This window comes from Mycobacterium marinum, assembly GCF_003391395.1.
GTDB classification, from domain to species: Bacteria; Actinomycetota; Actinomycetes; order Mycobacteriales; family Mycobacteriaceae; genus Mycobacterium; species Mycobacterium marinum.
This window is the reverse complement of sequence record NZ_CP024190.1, coordinates 3,354,603-3,371,264: the sequence shown is the minus strand read 5'-3', so window position 1 is coordinate 3,371,264 and position 16,662 is coordinate 3,354,603. Positions and strand designations below refer to the sequence as shown.

Genomic DNA, 16,662 nt, shown 5'->3' with positions numbered 1-16,662 from the left:
ATAGCTCGCGGGGGCCACTGCGAGGGCCGGCGTCGGCCGGTTGGCTTCGCGGCCTACGCCGACGATGTTGGATTTCTTTGGCCGTCTTGGTCGCTGGTGTCAAACATGTGCCCGCCCAACGGATCTGGTGGAGTTATGACGGTTAGCGCGCCGGTGTCGGGGTGCACGCTGCAGGTACCGCTATCGACGTCGCGAACCGCGATAAGCCCGGCCAGGGTCGCGGAGATGTCGCGGCGCTGCCGGTTGCCGTCCGATACCACGTCGGGCACGGTGACATGCAGCAGCCTGGGCGTGGTGAGTAGATCGAAGCGGAACGCTTTTAGCATGGCGTAACACGCCACCACCATGACGATGGAGAACGGCAGGGCGGTGGCAATGGAAGCGGTCTGCAACGCGGTCAGCGACCCGGAGCCGCCAACCAGCAGCAATATCGCGGCGGCGGTCCCCTCGAGCACCGCCCAGTACACCCGGGTCAGCTTGGGCGGATCCAGCTCGCCACCCGCGGACAAGATGTCGATCACGAGCGAACCCGAGTCCGACGACGTGATGAAGAAGAACACGATCACTAGCACCGCAAGAACGCTGGTGATGACGCCGATGGGCAGATCGCCGAGCAATCGGAACAGCGACGTGTTGGTGTCCACGGCGCCGTTGACCAGCATGTCGCCGTCGTTTCGCTGGCGCAACAGCGCGGCGTCACCAAAGATGGTGAACCACAGCGAGGCAATCACGGTGGGTACCAGCAGCACCGCCCCAATGAACTCTCGGATCGTGCGCCCGCGCGATATCCGCGCGATGAACATCCCGACAAACGGCGCCCAGCTGATCCACCAGCCCCAGTAGAAAATGGTCCAGTTGCCGAGCCAGCTGTCGTGCGAGAACGGCGCGGTGCGCAGCATGAACTGTGGCAGGGACTGGGCGTAGCCGCCCAAGTTCTGCACCCAGGACTGCAGCAAGAAAAGTGTCGGTCCGAGTAACAGCACGAACAGGGCCAATAGGGCCGCCAATGCCATGTTGATGTTTGACAGCCACTTCAAACCCTTGCTGACACCGCTGACCACCGATGCCGTCGCGGCGGCGGTGATCGCGCCGATCATGGCGATGATCCACCAGTTGTTCGTCTTGATCCAGCCGAGATACTCCAGGCCGGAGGCAATCTGGGTGATGCCAAAGCCCAGTGATGTGGCGACACCGAACAGTGTTCCCACGATGGCAACGACATCGACCGCGTGTCCCAGCACGCCTTCGACTCGGCGCCGCCCCAAGACCGGCTCCAGCAGCCACCGCACCGACAAGGGGCGTCCCCGCCGATAGGTCATGTAGGCCATGCCGAGGCCAACCACCACGTAGATCGCCCACGCGTGCAGACCCCAGTGGAACAGGGTCAGTGCCATCGCCTGGTTGGCCGCCGCATCGGTGAGTGCGGGCACGCCGCGGGACTGAGGTGGATGGGCGTAGTGGCTGAGCGGCTCGGCCACACCGTAGAACACCAAACCGATGCCCATACCCGCGCTGAACAGCATCGCCAGCCATGCCCAAAAGCCGTACTCGGGTACCTCGTCGTCGCTGCCGAGCCGGATGGTGCCGATCTGCGAGATACCGCAGTAGAGCGCGAACACGACGAAAGCCGTGGCGACCAGGATGTACCACCACCCGACCCCAGCGGTGATTGCGGCGTTGAGCTTCACGAATGCATTGGCGGCGGTCTGCGCGTAGACGACCGAAACAGCGATCATGGTCACGATCACCAATGACGCCGGAACGAAGACCGAGGGTTTGATACTTCGCCAAGCCTCGGCAACCACATTCGGGCGACCCGGATCGTTATCGGGCAGGTCGGGCAACGCCATCACACTCCCTTCTAGGCACGTCCTGGTCACCGACGTCGCTTCGCGGCTAACGCGAATCGACCGTGACGAACGTGCGTGTCGAGTGGCCTCCGGCCGGAGCTCGCGAGCCTGATCTGTCACCGCCGTTCGAGCGGCCACGCGAGTAGGGAGACCCTCTTGGTGAACCTTCAGAGTTTGAACTCTGCCGGGCTGATATTACCGAGATGGCCGGAGGTTGTCGGGTGCAGGTGAAATTACCGATGCGGTTATCACATCCCCGAGTGGTTTTGCAACGCAATCGATACTGCCGGTGTCGCCGCGCGATATCACCTGGTCGTCGCAACGAAAGGGCAGGTGATACGGGACGGGGCCGAACGGTATTAGGTCAGGGCCTCGGTGAGGACCGACAGTATTTGCTGCCATATGCGTCTATGGAAGTACATGTGGCCGGCACCTTTGAGAACGGTCAGATGAGCGTTCGGCAGGGAGTTGGTCAGGATCTGTATATTCCCGACGTTCGACGCCAACTGGTCCTTTTCGCCGTAAATGAAGTGTATCGGGATTTCGAGTTCGCTTAGCTCGGTCCAGGTGTCGTCGATGCCCACCTGAACCTTGGTGTGATTATATGCTGGCTCGATGACTTCCGTTTCATAGAGGCGCTTGGTGTATTCATCGGCTAAGTCGGTGTCCAATTCAAAGCTGCCGTTGAGGTATCGCCAGACTTTGAAAAATTCTTCTTTGCCACGTTTGTAATCTGGGTACATCTTGTTGGACATCAGCACTTGCCACATGGCGGCGAGCGTCTCGCTATCCGTCTCGGCGTATATGTTGTTACCCGTGGCGATTATCGGCGATGACATCAAGAACAGCTTCTCGACCCGTTCCGGGTATTTGACCGCGAACAGTTGAGCCACGGTGCTGCCGAGTGAATGTCCGATGAGTACAACGGTATTCAGATCATGGTCGGCTAGTATGGCTCGAACATCGTCAACCATTTCATCGATGGTGTATGGCGGATCAGCGTCGGCATCCCTTGCCGGGGGGAAATGCGTTGAATCACCGATGTCACGGCTGTCGAAGCGTAAGACAAAATATCCTAGATCGGCGAGACGCTCGCAGAAGTTGCTGTTCCAGAAGATAGCTGGAGCCATCGCGCCGGATATGAGAAGGATTGCCTTGTCGGCACGGCTCCCAAAACTCTGCGTCCAGATTCTGACGCCCAGATTTTCAACGTACCGCCCCATGGGAACATCCTATGTCGACGGGTAATGGGGGTAGGCCTGACGTGTGTTCTGCCGTACGGGGATAACCAATCCCGCTGAATTGAGGTCGCGCTAGGGCGGGTGTCACATCCCGGGATTGGTGCCCAAGCGCCGGCGTCGAGCACTCGGGCGGGCTAGCAGCCGCGCAGTTGCTTGAGGGCGCGCGTCGGCGCTTCCCAAAGCCCCAGCGGGGCAACATGTTTCGCTACCTGTATGGAAATGGAATTGCGTCGGCGCCGCAAGCTGCGCCGGGCGCGGCGGACAACAACCAGCGCAATGACCGTGAACGCCATGCCAGCCAGTGCCGTCCTGCGCCTGCGCCTGATCCGGCCCGAGCGGGTTGAGCCGGCCCGGCGGCCGCATTGGTAGCCGATGCAAAGTGCCGCCATGACCAGCACTGAGGTGACGGCAAGCGCTGGCATGAACTGAGCATCGTTGTCCGCCGTCGCGGCGAGATCACGGGGCAGATACGCCTTGGCCACCATGTGAACGCGGTGGTCCCCGGCGTGGGCGGACCCCCGAAGGCGATCAGCGCTCGACGCGGAAGCGCTTCAACCGCGACGTCGCCCCCGCCACCAATTCAACTCGGCTTCTCGGCAGTTGAAGGTGGGCGGCGAGCAACCGGGCTGCGGCTTCGTTGGCCTTACCGTCGACCGCCCGCTCGCGTACATAGATGGTTAACTCGGCATCGGAACCCGTCTCGACCAGGGGGCCTTTGCGACTACCCGGCTTGACCCGGACGACGACGATGTCGGTCATGCTTGGTGAGGCTACCGACCGGCCAACCGCTGATGCGTCATCCGCGCCCGAAGGCCATGCTGGCCAACCGAGGGCGGCGCACCGTTCGAGTAGGCCTAGCGATGGTGGCTGCCGGAACGGCAGGACCATAGTGCTCGGCCTCGTGCCACCCGGCGCCGATGCCGAAGTTGAGTTGACCGACGCAGATGTGGTCGACGGTCACTGCCCTTTTCGCCAGGATCGCCGGATGGCCATAGATCACACCGGTTACCAGAGGGACGATCCTCGTCCGTTGGGTAACAGCTGCCATGGCGGCCAGCGTCGTCCAGCCCTCGAACGTCGGCTCGGCGAGTTCTGCCGGCCCACAAAAATGGTCGTAGTCCCAAATTCCTTCGAAGCCAAAGTGATCCGCGGCTTGCCGCAACTGCTGCAGTGCGGAGTATTCGAAGCTCAGGTGGAACTCGACCGATATCCGCATGCGGCGATATTTAGGCCGTTGCGGTGTGTGTGCGGCGCGGTCATTGAGTATCAAAGTGCAGTGCGGTGCATGGCGTGGGGGGCCAATTCTTCAAAGCCTGCCAACAGGTGCCGAAGTGGCTAACATCTTCCTGTGCGCGCTTTGTTTGCCCGTAGGTCGGTCCAATTTGGAGTTGGGGCGGTCGCGGTAGCCGCGGCCCTAACGATCGCCGCAGCGGTGCTGCCGCCGGGAACGCCCGGTGCGGCGCCGTCAACCGATGCGGCGAACTGCCCTCAGGTGGAGGTTGTCTTCGCCCGGGGCAGATTCGAGTCGCCGGGGCCCGGGGTGCTGGGCAACGCGTTCATCAGCTCGCTGAGCTCCAAGGTCGGCGGCAGAAGCATGGGGTCCTACGCCGTGAAGTATCCGGCCGACACCGAGGTCGACATCGGTGCCAACGACATGAGCGGGCACATCCAGTACATGGTCAACAGCTGTCCGGACACCCGACTGGTGCTAGGCGGATATTCCCTCGGCGCGGCCGTGACCGACGTGGTGCTTGCGGTGCCGATGTCGGCGTTCGGATTCGAGAATCCGCTGCCGCCGGGCACCGATCAGCACATCGCCGCGGTCGCGCTGTTCGGCAACGGCAGCCAGTGGGTGGGGCCCATCACGAACTTCAGTCCGCTCTACAACGACAGAACCATCGAGTTGTGCCATGGCTCCGACCCGGTCTGCAGCCCCGCTGACCCCAATACGTGGAAGCAGAACTGGCCACAGCACCTCGCCAGTGCCTACATCCAGGACGGCATGGTCAACGAGGCCGCCGACTTCGTCGCAGGCAAGCTCTAGTCCCGCTGCGGCATGGACGTCGGGCCGCTGATCACGCGCTATGCCCGCCGCTTCTGTCGGGTGCATGCGGGTCTGCACTCGGTCGCGTCACCGCTGGGTGCGTGGTTGCTCCTGGCGCTGGTGGCGCCGGTCGCCAGAGGTGCCGCTCGCGAGCAGCTCGAAGAGGCCCTCGGTACTGACGCTAAGCATGCGCACCGGGCGCTGGAGGACCTGATGGTCGCGCCACCCGAGGTGATCAACGCGGCGTTGGCCCTGTGGGGCCCAGCGGACTTGGCGGGGTTGTGGTCGGGCCGCATGCCCTCCGAAGTGGAGATCGGGCCGATCCCCAGCCAGGCCCAAGCCGACACGTGGGCACGCAACCACACCGATGGCATGATCGAGCGCTTCCCCGCCGACTTGTCGGGCATGGCGGCCGTGTTGGCCAGCGCTCTGGCCACGCGGATCAGCTGGTTGCGGCCCTTCGGCGTCACCGATGCCGGCCAGCTGCGCTCGCCCTGGAGCAAACGGGTTTGCGATGCGCTCACGGTCGCCGGCCACAGCGCCTACCTCGCCGATGCTGAGGGTGTGGGAACTGTCGGCGTGCATACCGCGGTCGGTACCGGCGAATTGCACGTCACCTCGGTCATCGCGAGTCGAGGTACATCGTTTCAGGCCGTGCTGGCGGCGGCGCACGACATCGCCTGCCGGGAAGTGACCGGCTCCCGGGTGCGTCGCCGTGAGCTCTGCGACCTGCCACTCGGCGACGGCGAATTCTGGACGATCACCGAGGGGGCCCGTGGCCGCGAGGACGACGTGCGGGTGGTGATGCCGGCTTGGCAGGTGTCGTCGGATCACGACCTCACCGCTGATCCGGCGTTGGGTTTCGGTGCGGCCGGGCAAGCCCTGGCGGTGGCGCTGAAGGGGACTGCGGATACGCGGGCCCGGCAGTCCGCGGTGGCCCGCTACGGCCGGTATGGCTTCGAGGCCGCGGCCGTCACCGCGATCGCTGTGCGTGGCGCGATGGTTTCGCGGCTGCCGTCGCGGTCAGCGACGCTGCGCTTCGGTCATCCCTATGCGGTGGTGGCGGTGGTAGGTGGCGGGCGGCGACGCGATCCGTGGGCCGGTGTGCCGGTCTTCGCCGCCTGGGTCAGCGAACCCACCGAAGTCGGATCCGTCCAAACCGGGTAGCCGGATCCGCTATTTCGGGTTGTGCCGCCACTCGTTGATCTTGCGGCCCAACGAATCGGCCGCGCTGGTGGCGGCCCGGCCCACGCCGTCCACGATGCCGCCCAGACCGTCGCGTATGCCCTTGATCAGCGGGTCGTCGGACTGGTCGAACCCGTCCTTGTAGTGGCGGGCGGCCTCGCCGAGGTCATCGGCGATTGAGGATTGGCCATCGTCGACGCGCAGCGGATAACTGCCCGACATCACCTTTCCATAGCCGCCGGCGTCCACCCACTTGGTCAATTCGGCGACCCGCAGCACCGAGAACGGGTGGGTCTGAAGTTCGAGGTTAAGCAGCTTGAGCAGCCCGTCGCGCATGTCCCCAGATCGCTCGTACTCCGCGGCCTGGGCCAAGAACGCTTCGGAGTCCAGCTTGTCCAACCGGCTTCCGCCGGCCAGCTTCATCTCCACCCGAATCGCGGTGTCCAAGTCCTGGCAGCAGAGCAGTCCCGCCCGGTCCCCGGACAGCTCGGACTTGCGTTGCCATTCCAGCAGCGCCGCCACGATCGCGCGTAACGCCCAGCCGCCGATCGGGAGAAAGCCCAGGGAACCCGCCAGCCGCATCAGGTGCATCAGCATCGTGCGGTAGGTGGCGTGACCCGATAGCGCGTGACCGAGCTCGTGACCCACGACAAAGCGCAGCTCGTCATGGGTCATCAGGTCGTAGAGCCCGGAGGTGATCACGATGAACGGGGCGTCCATCCCGATGGTGTACGCATTCACCACCGGCGACTGCGTGACGTAGACCTCGGGTTTGGTCGGCGCGTCCAGGACATCCACGCATTCATCGAGCAGTGCGTCGAGGTCTGCGAACTGGCGTGGGCCGACTCGTGCCGCGCTGGCCAGATACAGCAGCCGGTGTTGGCGCTCCCGCAGCATTCCGGAGAGCAGTTTCAGGATCTGGTCGAAGCCTTTGAGATGGCGCAGTGCCGATAAAGCGGTTCGGTCGGCCGGATGCTCCCACGCCCTGGAGCTGATACCGCCAAAAGTGGTGCGGGTGGTGGCCGGTGTCTGAGACATGACGCGAACTCCTCGGTAGTCCGTATCAGAATACGGACGCCGTGCCACCGCGATTTCGCAGTAAAGGAATTCCCAGACCGCGCCGAAGTGGGGCGCGAGAGGTCAGGCCGGCGAATCCGCGCTGGGCCATGCCCGGGCGGCGCTACCCATGCTGCTGACGTCGACTCCCATCGCGGCAGCACGCTGACGGCCCAGGTAGGCGGGGTGACGGCGCATCTCTTCAAGGCGCTGATTTTCGCGCTGCCGAGCTGCAAGCCACATCGGATGTGACTGCAGATAAATGACCTCCGCCTCTGGTGCATTCGTCACTGCTCGTCAACTCCTCTCGTTCAACCCGAGTTCGGTACATACGCCGCGAACACCTGTCCGTTAAGGATTGACAGCAAACCTGTGATCAAACCGTGTCTTAATATAAGAATTAGCCGTGAATTCCACGCATTCCTGACGGTTCCGTCAAACCGCCGGGGTCTGGGCGAGCGCCCGAAATTCTCTGGAAAACCCGAATGACCTGCTTGTTTAGGGTCGGGTAACGGTTCGGGCCGGGCAGCGGCGGATCACTGCGAAATGCACGCAGGCGTTAATTGACAGTTCTCCGAACTCAATGAGTCTCTCAGGTACTCATTGAGTAAGGAGCGTAACCGCGCTCCAGGGCCTGCGGCCCGGATGGCGCGGATTCGGCTGCGGAAGCCACCCGAGTGAGCGCATTGATATCGGCAGGCGGCGGAACCGCTGCGCGGCCGTAAACAGGGATTCCGCCTCTGCTACGTGCCAACCCAGTCCTTCAAAGAAGGCCAAACCGTTGTCGGGTGCAAACTTGAACGGCGCGTTCTGCAGCATGCCGGCCATCTTCTTGTTCATCATTTTCTTGAGGGCAGGGCCGGCTAAATCAAGCATCCACCAACCCACTTGGGGTTGTCGTATCGCCTCAGAGAGGGCAATCACGTCCGGTTCGTCGAGGTACATCAGCAGGCCCTCGGTCAGGACAAGTGCCTTGGCGGCACCGGCCAGTGCCTCGGTGAAGAAGGCATCGCGAGCGGCTGGATCGGCTAGATCCACGGCGCTGCGGGTCAGCTGGCATCGCGGGGTTTCGCCGCTGAGCAGCTGTGCTTTTTCCGCCAACAGCAGCGGTAGATCCGCTTCGATCCAGGTCAATTCGGCGGGCAGATCCAGCCGGTACGGCCGGGTATCCAGGCCGGCAGCCAAGTTCAAAACCCGGTCACAACCGTTGGCGATCGCGCGGGCAATGGCGTCGTCAATGATTTTCGTCCGCGCGACGAGCCACCAACCGTTACGGGTGGTGCGCGGAACTGTGGCGACGATAGCGCGGCCATGCTCTCCGGCAAGCCGATTGGCGAGGGGGTCGCTGAACAATGCATCCGGACGCGCCGATTCGGTGGCCCGATATAGGGCCGTCCATCGGGCCGTATCGGAGACGTGGGTAATCACTTGCCCTTCGCCGGAATCCAAGCCTGCCATGTATGCGTTATAGCACCGGCAGACGAAACCACCCACCGCCCCAATCGGAATGGTGCCGATCGCGATGTCGCACTATCGGTCTGGGGTAGCGTGCGCTCATGCCCGATCGAAACCGCCGATTCCTTCTTCGCGAACGTCCCACTGGGCGCATCGGTCCGAATACTTTCGAGCTCAGCGAAGCCCCGATCCCCGAAATCGGCGATGGCGAGGCGCTGGTACGCGTCACCTGGATATCCCTGGATCCGACCAACCGCGGCTGGATCAACGACATGCCGTCGTATCTGCCCCCGGTTGGCATTGGCGAGGTCATGCGCGCGGCCGGGCTCGGCGAGGTTGTCGAGTCGAGGAATCCGAATTATCCGGTGGGTTTGACCGTGCAAGGTCTGGTCGGTTGGCAGGACTACGCGGTGGTCTCGGACACGACGCCGCTCTTTCCGGTCGAGGTCGCCGACGGCGTCTCCCCCAGCGCCTACCTCGGCGCACTCGGGATGACCGGGCTCACGGCATGGATCGGGATGCGCGAGATCGCCAAACCACGGCCCGGCGAAACAGTCGTCGTATCCGCCGCGGCCGGCGCCGTCGGTTCGGTGGCGGGCCAGCTCGCCAAGGCGGATGGTGCGCGGGTAGTCGGGATCGCCGGTGGTCCGCAAAAGTGCGCTTTGCTCACTGAGCAGCTCGGTTTCGACGCGGCCGTCGACCATCGGGCCGACGACTGGGCAGCTCAGCTTGTCGCCGCGACACCCAACGGCATCGACGTCGACTTCGAGAACGTCGGTGGCGACATCATGGACGCGATCTTCGCGCGGCTCAACGTCCGCGCGCGGGTAGCGCTGTGCGGCCTGATTTCGGGATACAACTCCGCCGATCCGCCACCCGGACCGCGAGCGTTCGGAAACCTGCTGGTCCAACGCGCCACACTGCAGGGCTTCATCATTCTTGATCACCTGGGCCGCGCGGCCGAGGCGACCGCGGAGATCGCCGGTCTGATCGCGCAGGGCAAGCTCACGCCGCTGGAAACGGTGGTGACCGGCTTCGAACAATTGCCCACGGCGATCAACATGCTCTTCGACGGCACCAACGTGGGCAAGCTCGTCGTGCGGACATCCGAGTAGTCGACTGAGCGGTTGACGCCGTTCGTGCTTTAGCGCAGCAGGTGCCGGGCTGCTATCGTCGCTGGCTTATGCCCGGGATGGACCGTCGTCGGATGATGCTGATGACCGGATTTGGTGTGCTCGGGGCGGCACTGCCCGTCCCGGCGGCCCGCGCCGACTCGTCTCGACGGGACATGCCTCTGGCGCCGGCGCCCAATGGCCAATCAGGCCCCTACCTGTTTCACGACGAATTCGATGGTCCGGCCGGCTCTGCCCCCGACTCGTCGAAGTGGACGGTGGCGCGAGCCCGCGAGGAGATGAAGGACCCGACGTACTGGGAACGGCCCGAGAACGTCGGCCAGTACCGCGACGACCGGCAGAACGTCTTCCTGGACGGTAAGTCGAATCTGGTCATCCGAGCCGCGAAGGACGGCGGCACCTACTACGCCGGCAAGATCCAAAGTCCGTGGCGGGGCGGCATCGGCCATACCTGGGAAGCCCGTATCAAATTCGACTGTCTGACCGCCGGCTGCTGGCCGGCCTGGTGGCTGGGTAACCAGGATCGCGGCGAAATCGACATCATCGAGTGGTACGGCAACGGGAGCTGGCCGTCGGCCACCACTGTCCACGCGAAAGCAAACGGTTCGGAGTGGAAGACCCGCAACGTCGCGTTGGACAGCGGGTGGCACACCTGGCGATGCCAATGGGACGAGACCGGTATGCGGTTCTGGCAGGACTACGCCGAGGGGGCGCAGCCCTACTTCGCCGTCGCGGCGCATTCGCTACCTGACTGGCCGTTCAACGATCCCGGCTACACCGTGTTCCCCGTCCTCAACCTCGCGGTTGCCGGATCCGGCGGCGGGGATCCCAGACCGGGCAGCTATCCGGCACAGATGCTGGTCGACTGGGTACGCGTCTGGTGATCGCGCCGGGAACCTGAGTATCTTCGGGAGCCTAAAGCGGCGCGACGATCAGGACCTTGGAATGGTCCGTGGGGTCAACCCGGACCGGTAGGTCCAGACCAACCCTGAGGTGTGGAGCGCTCGACAGTTCGAGCGCGATGCGCCGAATGGCGCGGTATGGGTCCTGCTGCGGCAGTACCACGTCCAATTCGAGCTCGTGCCAAGAACCCAACGTCGTGCTCGCGACATTGCGCCGAATGCTGACGATGGTTGCTACGCCTTCCAGACCCTCGCGCAGCAGTCGCTCGCGCTCGGTGGTGAGTGCGTTTAGTTCGGCGGCCGCGTTATGAGCCGCGGCCTTGTCCGCGCGCGTCACCCGTTGTCCGGCGCTGGCTCTGCGCGCTCGCTGCAGCCAACCCATGCGGGTCAGCGTACGGTGGCCAGCCGACACCCGTCGATGGCGTCGGGCGGGTAGCGTGCCGCACATGTTTCGCATGACTGTTCAGGACGTGTTCTTCATCCGGGGGCGGGGCATCGTGGCTACCGGGCGCGTGGAACACGGCGAGTTGCGGGTCGGCGACGAGGTGCGAATCAACGATGGTTCAGGCGTGCGAGTCGACGCCATCGAGGCATTCCGCAAGAAGCTGGACACGGCGAAAGCCGGGGACAACGTCGGCCTGCTGTTCAAGAAGCTCACCAAGAGCGATCTGGCCGCGGGAGACGTCATCACCGCGGCGGGTGCATTCCTGGCCTAGCGCCGAACCTGCGCTGCTGGGCAGCCTCGCCCCGCTCCCCTGGCCTGGGGCGATGCCCTCGCGGGCTGACGTTGTTGGGATCGGTAGCTACCCCGTCGATCTGTACTTGTGCCAACGACGACGTCACCGAGGCGTCGCCCCACGGAAGGAATAGCGCAGATGAACATCGTCCCCGCCAGCATCGAGGAGAAGATCAGCCGGGTTGATCGGCAACGAAGCCTGGCGATCGGAATCAGCTGTGGAGTCTTGGCGGCGTGGTCCTTCTTCCGGTTGGTTTGGCTGCTCTACGTGTCGATGACGTTTGGTTGGTTCATGGGGGCGGTGGCCTTCCAGTTCGTGCTGTGGGCAGTCGTCGGCTCCGTGGCCACCATCGCCGCAGCCGGGTTCTTGGCCCGCTACTTCAAGGAATCTGACCCGGATCTCTGACAGCCGGGTTGGGCGAATCGTTTCGGACCGGGTTCACGCCCGTCCGGAACGATTCCCCATTTCGGGGGCGCTGATTTTCGGCGGGTGCCGCACGCCGAGGGATTCGGCGAGTCAACGGTTTGTGATTCGTTGCAGCGTGGTCTCGAAGATCGAGTCGAAAGGTTGTTGGTGGCCAGTACTGGCCATACCGGTCAGGATCAGCCCCGATGTGCGGGCGTAGGAGTAGTAGTCGGTCCGCGTCGTGTCGGTGGGCTCGCCGGGGATCGTGGTGGTGACCGAATACCGGAAGCGCTGGGGTGCCCCGGCGGGGTGGGTGTTCTCCAGAATGTTGACCGCATAGGAACCGGCAGCGGCGCTGCTGAACCGCGGGCAACGCGACACCAGGGCCATGAATTTATCGAATCCCGACGGGTCGAACTCCCGGCCCACCATGACGCGGATGTCTCTGCGGTCGGCGACCTCCGCTGGATCGGTGGGGTCGTGGCCGAACACCTCAGCGGCATCGAAGGCCCCGGTAGAAGCCACGCCCACCACCGCGAAACATTCGACGGGATCAAAGCCGAGGCCCTCGTCGTACAACTGGTATCGGAAATAGCCGAAGGTGCCGGAGAGCTCCTTGATGTCACTGACCGTCCACGGAGGCGGAAACTCTGCCTGCGTGGGCAGCAGCTCGGCCAGTTTCTGGTCGCTCAGACCGGCCAGTCCCGGGGCCAGTGCCTCGGGGCCGGAGCCCCGATTACCGGGCCAGGCCCGGTCCACGACCGGGGCGGTGATCACCACCCCCACGACCGCAAGCGCACACAGCGCCGCCGCGATCGCCCATGGTCTCCGGCGTGACAAGTTGGTCATGACGCCCGTAGGTTTCGCAGCGTCTGGTCGGCGAGCCGCTGCACCAGATCCCGCTCGGCGCCCTCCATGTAGATGGTGCATTCCAGCAGCACACCCCGCACCGCGTAGTAGCTGACCTGGTAGGTCGATGCGGGGTCGCGACTGCCGATCGTGGCGAACGTCCTGGTGACAGTGACGGCGGCGTCGGCATCACGTGCTGCGTGGGACTGGATCTGGGTGCTAACGGTGCGACGGTCTTTGACCTGGCCGTCGACGTAGTAGTTGGTGACCCGATAGGAGCCGCAGCGGTCCAGCCAGTGCTGGTAATTTCCAACCTGCTCCGCCGCGTCCGAGTTGACCCAGAGCGCGAAACGGGCGTTGGGCCCGTGCTCCCGTCCCTCTCCGGTCGCCGCGAAATCGGATGCGGGGGCATCCTGCACAAACAGTTGGGCGTATCGGTCGACTTGGACGTAGGCAGCCAAACTATCCCCGGAGTGATTGAGGATCTTGGGTATCGCGCCACACATGTCCGGTTCGTAGGTCGCCGCGGGCCCCGCATCGGGCTGGACACTCAGCGTCGCCGGATCGCTGGCAGCGGCACGCTGCAACCGTCCGGTCAGTGAATATCCCCAATCTGGCGGGAAGTCTGTGCTGGTTGGTAAGGCGGTCGCCAGGACCCAATCGCTGTGCGATGCCAAATCCGTGGTGTCCGACAGCGATGGCACCGCCAGCAGCATCACGCCGCAGGCACCGAGGACGGCTAGGGCGAGGGCACCCACCACCCGCGGCCAGGGCCGGCCGGGTGAAGCGACGGGCTCTGCGGCCACCGATCCCATCCGTGCTCCTCCCCGCGGGCCGGTCTGCGCGGCCTTCGCATCACCACCGGGGTTGCCGGCGTAACACTATCGCGGCAGCACGGGGGTAAAGCCGACCGACACAGCGGCACCCTTCGACCGCGATCTTCGGTGGCCCCGGGTGGCTCCGGCGGCGGGCGCTAGTGCTGCCGCACGCGGTTCACAGCCCGGGTGCCTCCGGATGGAACTTGGCTACCAGCCGCCGCATTCCGTCGTGCCAGTCGACGGCGGTGTTGCCGATGAGCTCGTGCATCCGGGTGACGTCAACCGGATTTGGGCGCAATGCGCTGTCGCTCTCCTGGAAAACGGGCTCTTTGCCGATCAGTGTCCCTAGGTAGCCGCACCAGTCCTGCAGGCTGACGATCTGGTCGCCGGCCCAGTTGACCGTGGTCGCCGGAACCGACGCCGCCGCGAACAGCTTCGGGATGGTCGCGATGATGTCGTCTTCGTGAATCGGGTTGTAGCGTGCCGGCCCACCCGGCGGAACCGGGATTGGAATTCCGGCCAGCATCATCTCCATGTGGAAGAACGGCCACCCACCGTTGTTGCCGTAGGGGACGTTGAGGCGCGCGATGGTGGCGGGTACTTCGAGAACGCGCGCCATCGACCGAACGACCACCTCGCCGGCAATCTTGGATATCGAATAGGTGGGGAACAGGAACTTGTGGTTGTCGCCGAGAGCGGCGTTTTCGGTGCGCAGTTCATTGTCGGGCGGGTCGTACACGGCCGCGGATGAGCAGTGCAGAAAGGCCTTTGTGGCGCGGCAATGAGCCATCAGCAGTCCGACCGATTCGGCGTTTGCTCCCAGGTCCTTGTCCCAGTTGCCGCTCTTGGCCACCGCAAAGTTGAGGACGTAATCGAAGTCGGAGGGAATTACGGTGAAGTCACCAGCGGCCAGGTTGACCGCTTGGCAACGAATGCCCGCCTGCTCGAGGTCTGCCCGCGCGGTGGCATCGGTAAAGCGAGCGATGCCCCAGACCTCGTTAGCTGCCGCCAGGGCCCGGGCAACGGGACTAGCGACCTGTCCGGTCACGCCGGTGATCAGTATTTTCGAGTCGCGCATGAGGGTGATGCTAGGGCCCGCGCGGGCAGCCGGCGCAAGGCGCCGCGGCCGGCGGGCGTTAAGGGTCGATGGTCCCTACCGGTGCGGCTCTCGGCGCGACATCATCGAAAAGATGAGTGATCCGTCGCAACCCGCAACAGGCGCGACTGAACAACCTGGCCCACCCAGCCGTGTTGTTCAAGCCGCGGCTTGGGTGGGAATCGTTGCCGGCATCGTGTTCATCGTCGCAGTGGTTTTCTTCTCCGGATTCTTCGTGGCGTGGTCCGCCGGTTACGGCGGTGGCGGCGATCGGGACACCGGCTCCACAGGTCAGAGTGCTCCGGGCCCGATGATGAACAAGTGCCCCATGATGGGCGGTGAAGGCGGACGCGGCCCTGGCCCGTCACCAGCAACCAGCGCGCCCGGTCCGTCGCGGCCGTAGCCCCCCGGTGATTGGGAAATGGTGATTGGGAAATGTGGTGCGGCCGATAAACGAATCCTCGCGGCCCACTAGACCTTTATTGTCGGTGGTTGATCTCGTCGCACGCGGATTCTGATTGCTTTGGTTCGGCACCCCCCGTGGACACCCGCCCTTAGCGGGTCACACAGGATGTGCTGCCCAGGTGGCCGGCAGCATCGGCACACGTGGATCGCCATCGCACTGATCGCCTGCCAAGGTGATCAACCCACCAGGTCGCGGGAGTGTTTCCTTGCCGGCGGCCCCGGAAAATCCCATCGACTCCGCGCCCCTGTCGCTCACCTCTACGGCGGCCGGCGACAGTGCATGCACTTCCCGGACCAGCGATGATGCTACCGACCGCCGGGCCGATTCGCCATCGGATGCCTTCGTGTCCTCCTCCGCCAGCCGCGCGTCATGAACCGCCCGATCAACACCAAGCGGCACGCTGACCGGGACGGCGATGGCGGTCGCCACTTCGAGGGCCAGTGCCGGAGGAAGGGCGAGTAGCGCCAGCAGACCTGCCGGCACGAGCCACGGATTCGCGATGATAAAACCAATAAAGCTGAAGAAAGCAATGTACACTTCGACGTAAATGGCGAATAGCGCTACCTGGATTGCAAGTATGATTCCGGAAAGGCTTAAGGAAAACGCTGCAATAACGATGCTGATAATCGCCTCGATAATTCGCCAAATTATGTTGAACAGCGCGGTGAGCAAGACGGTGATTATGCCCCCCAGCGTGCCGACGGCCGCCGCTTCGGCGCCGCCGACTGCGGCGGCGGCTTCGCCGGCGCCGGGGGCCAGCAGCATCGGTGCGGGGGTGTTGGGTGGTGTCGAGAGCACCGCCGCGTCACAGGCCGCGCCGTAGGCGATCATCGCGAGCGCGGTCCGGATCCACTGCGCGGCATACCAGGCCTCATTGACGGCGATCGGGATTGTGTTGATCCCGAAGAAGTTTGTCGCGATCAGTACGCCGCGAAGAGTGCGGTTGGCGATCAGCTCGGCCGAGGTGGGCGTGGTGGCCAGGGTGAGTTCATAGGCCGCAACGGCACTTTCGTATGCGACGGCTGTTTGCGCGCAGTCGGCGCTGGTCTTTTCCAGCCACGCCACATACGGCAGGTGCGCGGCTTGATACCGCCCTGCGCTTGGGCCCTGCCAGGTGTCGGCCTGCACCTGGGCCAAGAGGGCGGTCAGTTCCGTGGCCGCGGCGGCGTGTTCTGTGCTCAACGCGGTGTAGGCCCCGGCGGCGGCGAGCATCGGGCTAGGGCCCACACCGCTTTCCAGTTGAAATCGGTGCAACTCCGGCGGCAAGGCCATGGCATAAAGCGCTGTCACCGACATCTGGCTGCCCCCGATCCACATCGAGCCGTCGTCTCCAAGGGGACGGCAAGCCCCAACCGCAACGTCACTTCGCAATCCCCCTCTGTGGCTCAGCTGCTACGCCGTCGATAACTTGCTGTCCTGACTCGT

Annotated in this window: 20 protein-coding genes; 7 read left to right on the top strand and 13 right to left on the bottom strand. The window is 64.2% G+C overall.

What is annotated here, in order from left to right:
* Window positions 1-53: 53 nt before the first annotated feature.
* The 5 genes from CCUG20998_RS14215 to CCUG20998_RS14195 all read right to left on the bottom strand — a co-directional run bounded on the left by CCUG20998_RS14215 (window position 54) and on the right by CCUG20998_RS14195 (window position 4,307).
* Window positions 54-1,850, bottom strand: a complete 1,797-nt coding sequence (locus CCUG20998_RS14215; RefSeq protein WP_020729150.1) for a BCCT family transporter — start codon at window positions 1,848-1,850, stop codon at window positions 54-56.
* A gap of 359 nt (window positions 1,851-2,209) precedes the next feature.
* Complete coding sequence (locus CCUG20998_RS14210) at window positions 2,210-3,073, bottom strand: alpha/beta fold hydrolase (RefSeq protein WP_081651015.1); 864 nt, start codon at window positions 3,071-3,073, stop codon at window positions 2,210-2,212.
* Between the two features lie 152 nt (window positions 3,074-3,225).
* Entirely contained in the window at window positions 3,226-3,576 is a 351-nt protein-coding gene (locus CCUG20998_RS14205) for a hypothetical protein (protein ID WP_020729148.1), read from the bottom strand.
* A 43-nt stretch (window positions 3,577-3,619) separates the two neighbouring features.
* A complete protein-coding gene (locus CCUG20998_RS14200; protein ID WP_012394608.1) occupies window positions 3,620-3,850 on the bottom strand; it encodes a DUF167 domain-containing protein in 231 nt (76 codons plus the stop codon).
* 37 nt (window positions 3,851-3,887) lie between these two features.
* Window positions 3,888-4,307 (bottom strand): LLM class flavin-dependent oxidoreductase, encoded by a 420-nt coding sequence (locus CCUG20998_RS14195; RefSeq protein ID WP_020729147.1) that lies wholly within the window; start codon window positions 4,305-4,307, stop codon window positions 3,888-3,890.
* A 132-nt stretch (window positions 4,308-4,439) separates the two neighbouring features.
* On the opposite strand from CCUG20998_RS14195, the gene CCUG20998_RS14190 reads away from it, so the two are divergent.
* Together CCUG20998_RS14190 and CCUG20998_RS14185 are read left to right on the top strand one after the other, a co-directional pair.
* Window positions 4,440-5,135, top strand: a complete 696-nt coding sequence (locus CCUG20998_RS14190; protein ID WP_020729146.1) for a cutinase family protein — start codon at window positions 4,440-4,442, stop codon at window positions 5,133-5,135.
* A gap of 12 nt (window positions 5,136-5,147) precedes the next feature.
* A complete protein-coding gene (locus CCUG20998_RS14185) occupies window positions 5,148-6,302 on the top strand; it encodes a serpin family protein (RefSeq protein WP_020729145.1) in 1,155 nt (384 codons plus the stop codon).
* Window positions 6,303-6,311: 9 nt separating this feature from the next.
* Here CCUG20998_RS14185 and CCUG20998_RS14180 read toward each other — a convergent pair whose 3' ends face one another.
* From CCUG20998_RS14180 to CCUG20998_RS14170, 3 genes are all read right to left on the bottom strand, one after another.
* Complete coding sequence (locus tag CCUG20998_RS14180) at window positions 6,312-7,358, bottom strand: M48 family metallopeptidase (protein WP_020729144.1); 1,047 nt, start codon at window positions 7,356-7,358, stop codon at window positions 6,312-6,314.
* A gap of 102 nt (window positions 7,359-7,460) precedes the next feature.
* Window positions 7,461-7,667 (bottom strand): hypothetical protein, encoded by a 207-nt coding sequence (locus CCUG20998_RS14175; RefSeq protein ID WP_020725404.1) that lies wholly within the window; start codon window positions 7,665-7,667, stop codon window positions 7,461-7,463.
* Window positions 7,668-7,976: 309 nt separating this feature from the next.
* Complete coding sequence (locus tag CCUG20998_RS14170; RefSeq protein ID WP_036455933.1) at window positions 7,977-8,834, bottom strand: class I SAM-dependent methyltransferase; 858 nt, start codon at window positions 8,832-8,834, stop codon at window positions 7,977-7,979.
* 98 nt (window positions 8,835-8,932) lie between these two features.
* Between CCUG20998_RS14170 and CCUG20998_RS14165 the strand changes: the two genes are divergently transcribed.
* Together CCUG20998_RS14165 and CCUG20998_RS14160 are read left to right on the top strand one after the other, a co-directional pair.
* Entirely contained in the window at window positions 8,933-9,946 is a 1,014-nt protein-coding gene (locus CCUG20998_RS14165; RefSeq protein WP_012394602.1) for an NADP-dependent oxidoreductase, read from the top strand.
* 68 nt (window positions 9,947-10,014) lie between these two features.
* A complete protein-coding gene (locus tag CCUG20998_RS14160; RefSeq protein ID WP_036455690.1) occupies window positions 10,015-10,848 on the top strand; it encodes a glycoside hydrolase family 16 protein in 834 nt (277 codons plus the stop codon).
* Between the two features lie 31 nt (window positions 10,849-10,879).
* Here CCUG20998_RS14160 and CCUG20998_RS14155 read toward each other — a convergent pair whose 3' ends face one another.
* The gene (locus CCUG20998_RS14155) at window positions 10,880-11,248 is read right to left on the bottom strand and encodes a hypothetical protein (protein WP_036455689.1); all 369 of its coding nucleotides are present in this window, start codon (window positions 11,246-11,248) and stop codon (window positions 10,880-10,882) included.
* A 64-nt stretch (window positions 11,249-11,312) separates the two neighbouring features.
* Between CCUG20998_RS14155 and CCUG20998_RS14150 the strand changes: the two genes are divergently transcribed.
* Both CCUG20998_RS14150 and CCUG20998_RS14145 read left to right on the top strand, forming a co-directional pair.
* The gene (locus tag CCUG20998_RS14150) at window positions 11,313-11,582 is read left to right on the top strand and encodes an EF-Tu/IF-2/RF-3 family GTPase (protein ID WP_011740756.1); all 270 of its coding nucleotides are present in this window, start codon (window positions 11,313-11,315) and stop codon (window positions 11,580-11,582) included.
* A 159-nt stretch (window positions 11,583-11,741) separates the two neighbouring features.
* Window positions 11,742-12,008 carry a hypothetical protein gene (locus CCUG20998_RS14145; RefSeq protein ID WP_012394598.1) on the top strand — a complete coding sequence of 89 codons (267 nt, stop codon included), beginning with the start codon at window positions 11,742-11,744 and terminating at the stop codon, window positions 12,006-12,008.
* Window positions 12,009-12,119: 111 nt separating this feature from the next.
* Here CCUG20998_RS14145 and CCUG20998_RS14140 read toward each other — a convergent pair whose 3' ends face one another.
* The 3 genes from CCUG20998_RS14140 to CCUG20998_RS14130 all read right to left on the bottom strand — a co-directional run bounded on the left by CCUG20998_RS14140 (window position 12,120) and on the right by CCUG20998_RS14130 (window position 14,753).
* Window positions 12,120-12,857 carry a hypothetical protein gene (locus CCUG20998_RS14140; protein ID WP_020729140.1) on the bottom strand — a complete coding sequence of 246 codons (738 nt, stop codon included), beginning with the start codon at window positions 12,855-12,857 and terminating at the stop codon, window positions 12,120-12,122.
* Window positions 12,854-13,672, bottom strand: coding sequence for a hypothetical protein (locus CCUG20998_RS14135; RefSeq protein ID WP_012394596.1), 819 nt, complete (start codon window positions 13,670-13,672; stop codon window positions 12,854-12,856). The genes CCUG20998_RS14140 and CCUG20998_RS14135 overlap by 4 nt, the downstream gene beginning before the upstream one ends.
* 178 nt (window positions 13,673-13,850) lie before the next feature.
* Window positions 13,851-14,753, bottom strand: coding sequence for an NAD-dependent epimerase/dehydratase family protein (locus CCUG20998_RS14130; RefSeq protein WP_020729139.1), 903 nt, complete (start codon window positions 14,751-14,753; stop codon window positions 13,851-13,853).
* A gap of 193 nt (window positions 14,754-14,946) precedes the next feature.
* Here CCUG20998_RS14130 and CCUG20998_RS14125 point away from each other — a divergent pair, with 193 nt between their 5' ends.
* Window positions 14,947-15,174 carry a hypothetical protein gene (locus tag CCUG20998_RS14125; RefSeq protein WP_020729138.1) on the top strand — a complete coding sequence of 76 codons (228 nt, stop codon included), beginning with the start codon at window positions 14,947-14,949 and terminating at the stop codon, window positions 15,172-15,174.
* Window positions 15,175-15,333: 159 nt separating this feature from the next.
* Here the strand turns inward: CCUG20998_RS14125 and CCUG20998_RS14120 are convergent, their stop codons facing one another.
* Window positions 15,334-16,533, bottom strand: a complete 1,200-nt coding sequence (locus tag CCUG20998_RS14120) for a PPE family protein (protein WP_231389681.1) — start codon at window positions 16,531-16,533, stop codon at window positions 15,334-15,336.
* Window positions 16,534-16,662 lie beyond the last annotated feature (129 nt).

Bases quoted from the DNA above. Each gene is read 5' to 3' on its own strand.
- CCUG20998_RS14215 (WP_020729150.1), bottom strand. From the start codon at position 1,850: ATGGCGTTGCCCGACCTGCCCGATAACGATCCGGGTCGCCCGAATGTG.
- CCUG20998_RS14210 (WP_081651015.1), bottom strand. From the start codon at position 3,073: ATGGGGCGGTACGTTGAAAATCTGGGCGTCAGAATCTGGACGCAGAGT.
- CCUG20998_RS14205 (WP_020729148.1), bottom strand. From the start codon at position 3,576: ATGGTGGCCAAGGCGTATCTGCCCCGTGATCTCGCCGCGACGGCGGAC.
- CCUG20998_RS14200 (WP_012394608.1), bottom strand. From the start codon at position 3,850: ATGACCGACATCGTCGTCGTCCGGGTCAAGCCGGGTAGTCGCAAAGGC.
- CCUG20998_RS14195 (WP_020729147.1), bottom strand. From the start codon at position 4,307: ATGCGGATATCGGTCGAGTTCCACCTGAGCTTCGAATACTCCGCACTG.
- CCUG20998_RS14185 (WP_020729145.1), top strand. From the start codon at position 5,148: ATGGACGTCGGGCCGCTGATCACGCGCTATGCCCGCCGCTTCTGTCGG.
- CCUG20998_RS14180 (WP_020729144.1), bottom strand. From the start codon at position 7,358: ATGTCTCAGACACCGGCCACCACCCGCACCACTTTTGGCGGTATCAGC.
- CCUG20998_RS14170 (WP_036455933.1), bottom strand. From the start codon at position 8,834: ATGGCAGGCTTGGATTCCGGCGAAGGGCAAGTGATTACCCACGTCTCC.
- CCUG20998_RS14165 (WP_012394602.1), top strand. From the start codon at position 8,933: ATGCCCGATCGAAACCGCCGATTCCTTCTTCGCGAACGTCCCACTGGG.
- CCUG20998_RS14160 (WP_036455690.1), top strand. From the start codon at position 10,015: ATGCCCGGGATGGACCGTCGTCGGATGATGCTGATGACCGGATTTGGT.
- CCUG20998_RS14155 (WP_036455689.1), bottom strand. From the start codon at position 11,248: ATGGGTTGGCTGCAGCGAGCGCGCAGAGCCAGCGCCGGACAACGGGTG.
- CCUG20998_RS14150 (WP_011740756.1), top strand. From the start codon at position 11,313: ATGTTTCGCATGACTGTTCAGGACGTGTTCTTCATCCGGGGGCGGGGC.
- CCUG20998_RS14145 (WP_012394598.1), top strand. From the start codon at position 11,742: ATGAACATCGTCCCCGCCAGCATCGAGGAGAAGATCAGCCGGGTTGAT.
- CCUG20998_RS14140 (WP_020729140.1), bottom strand. From the start codon at position 12,857: ATGACCAACTTGTCACGCCGGAGACCATGGGCGATCGCGGCGGCGCTG.
- CCUG20998_RS14135 (WP_012394596.1), bottom strand. From the start codon at position 13,672: ATGGGATCGGTGGCCGCAGAGCCCGTCGCTTCACCCGGCCGGCCCTGG.
- CCUG20998_RS14130 (WP_020729139.1), bottom strand. From the start codon at position 14,753: ATGCGCGACTCGAAAATACTGATCACCGGCGTGACCGGACAGGTCGCT.
- CCUG20998_RS14120 (WP_231389681.1), bottom strand. From the start codon at position 16,533: ATGTCGGTGACAGCGCTTTATGCCATGGCCTTGCCGCCGGAGTTGCAC.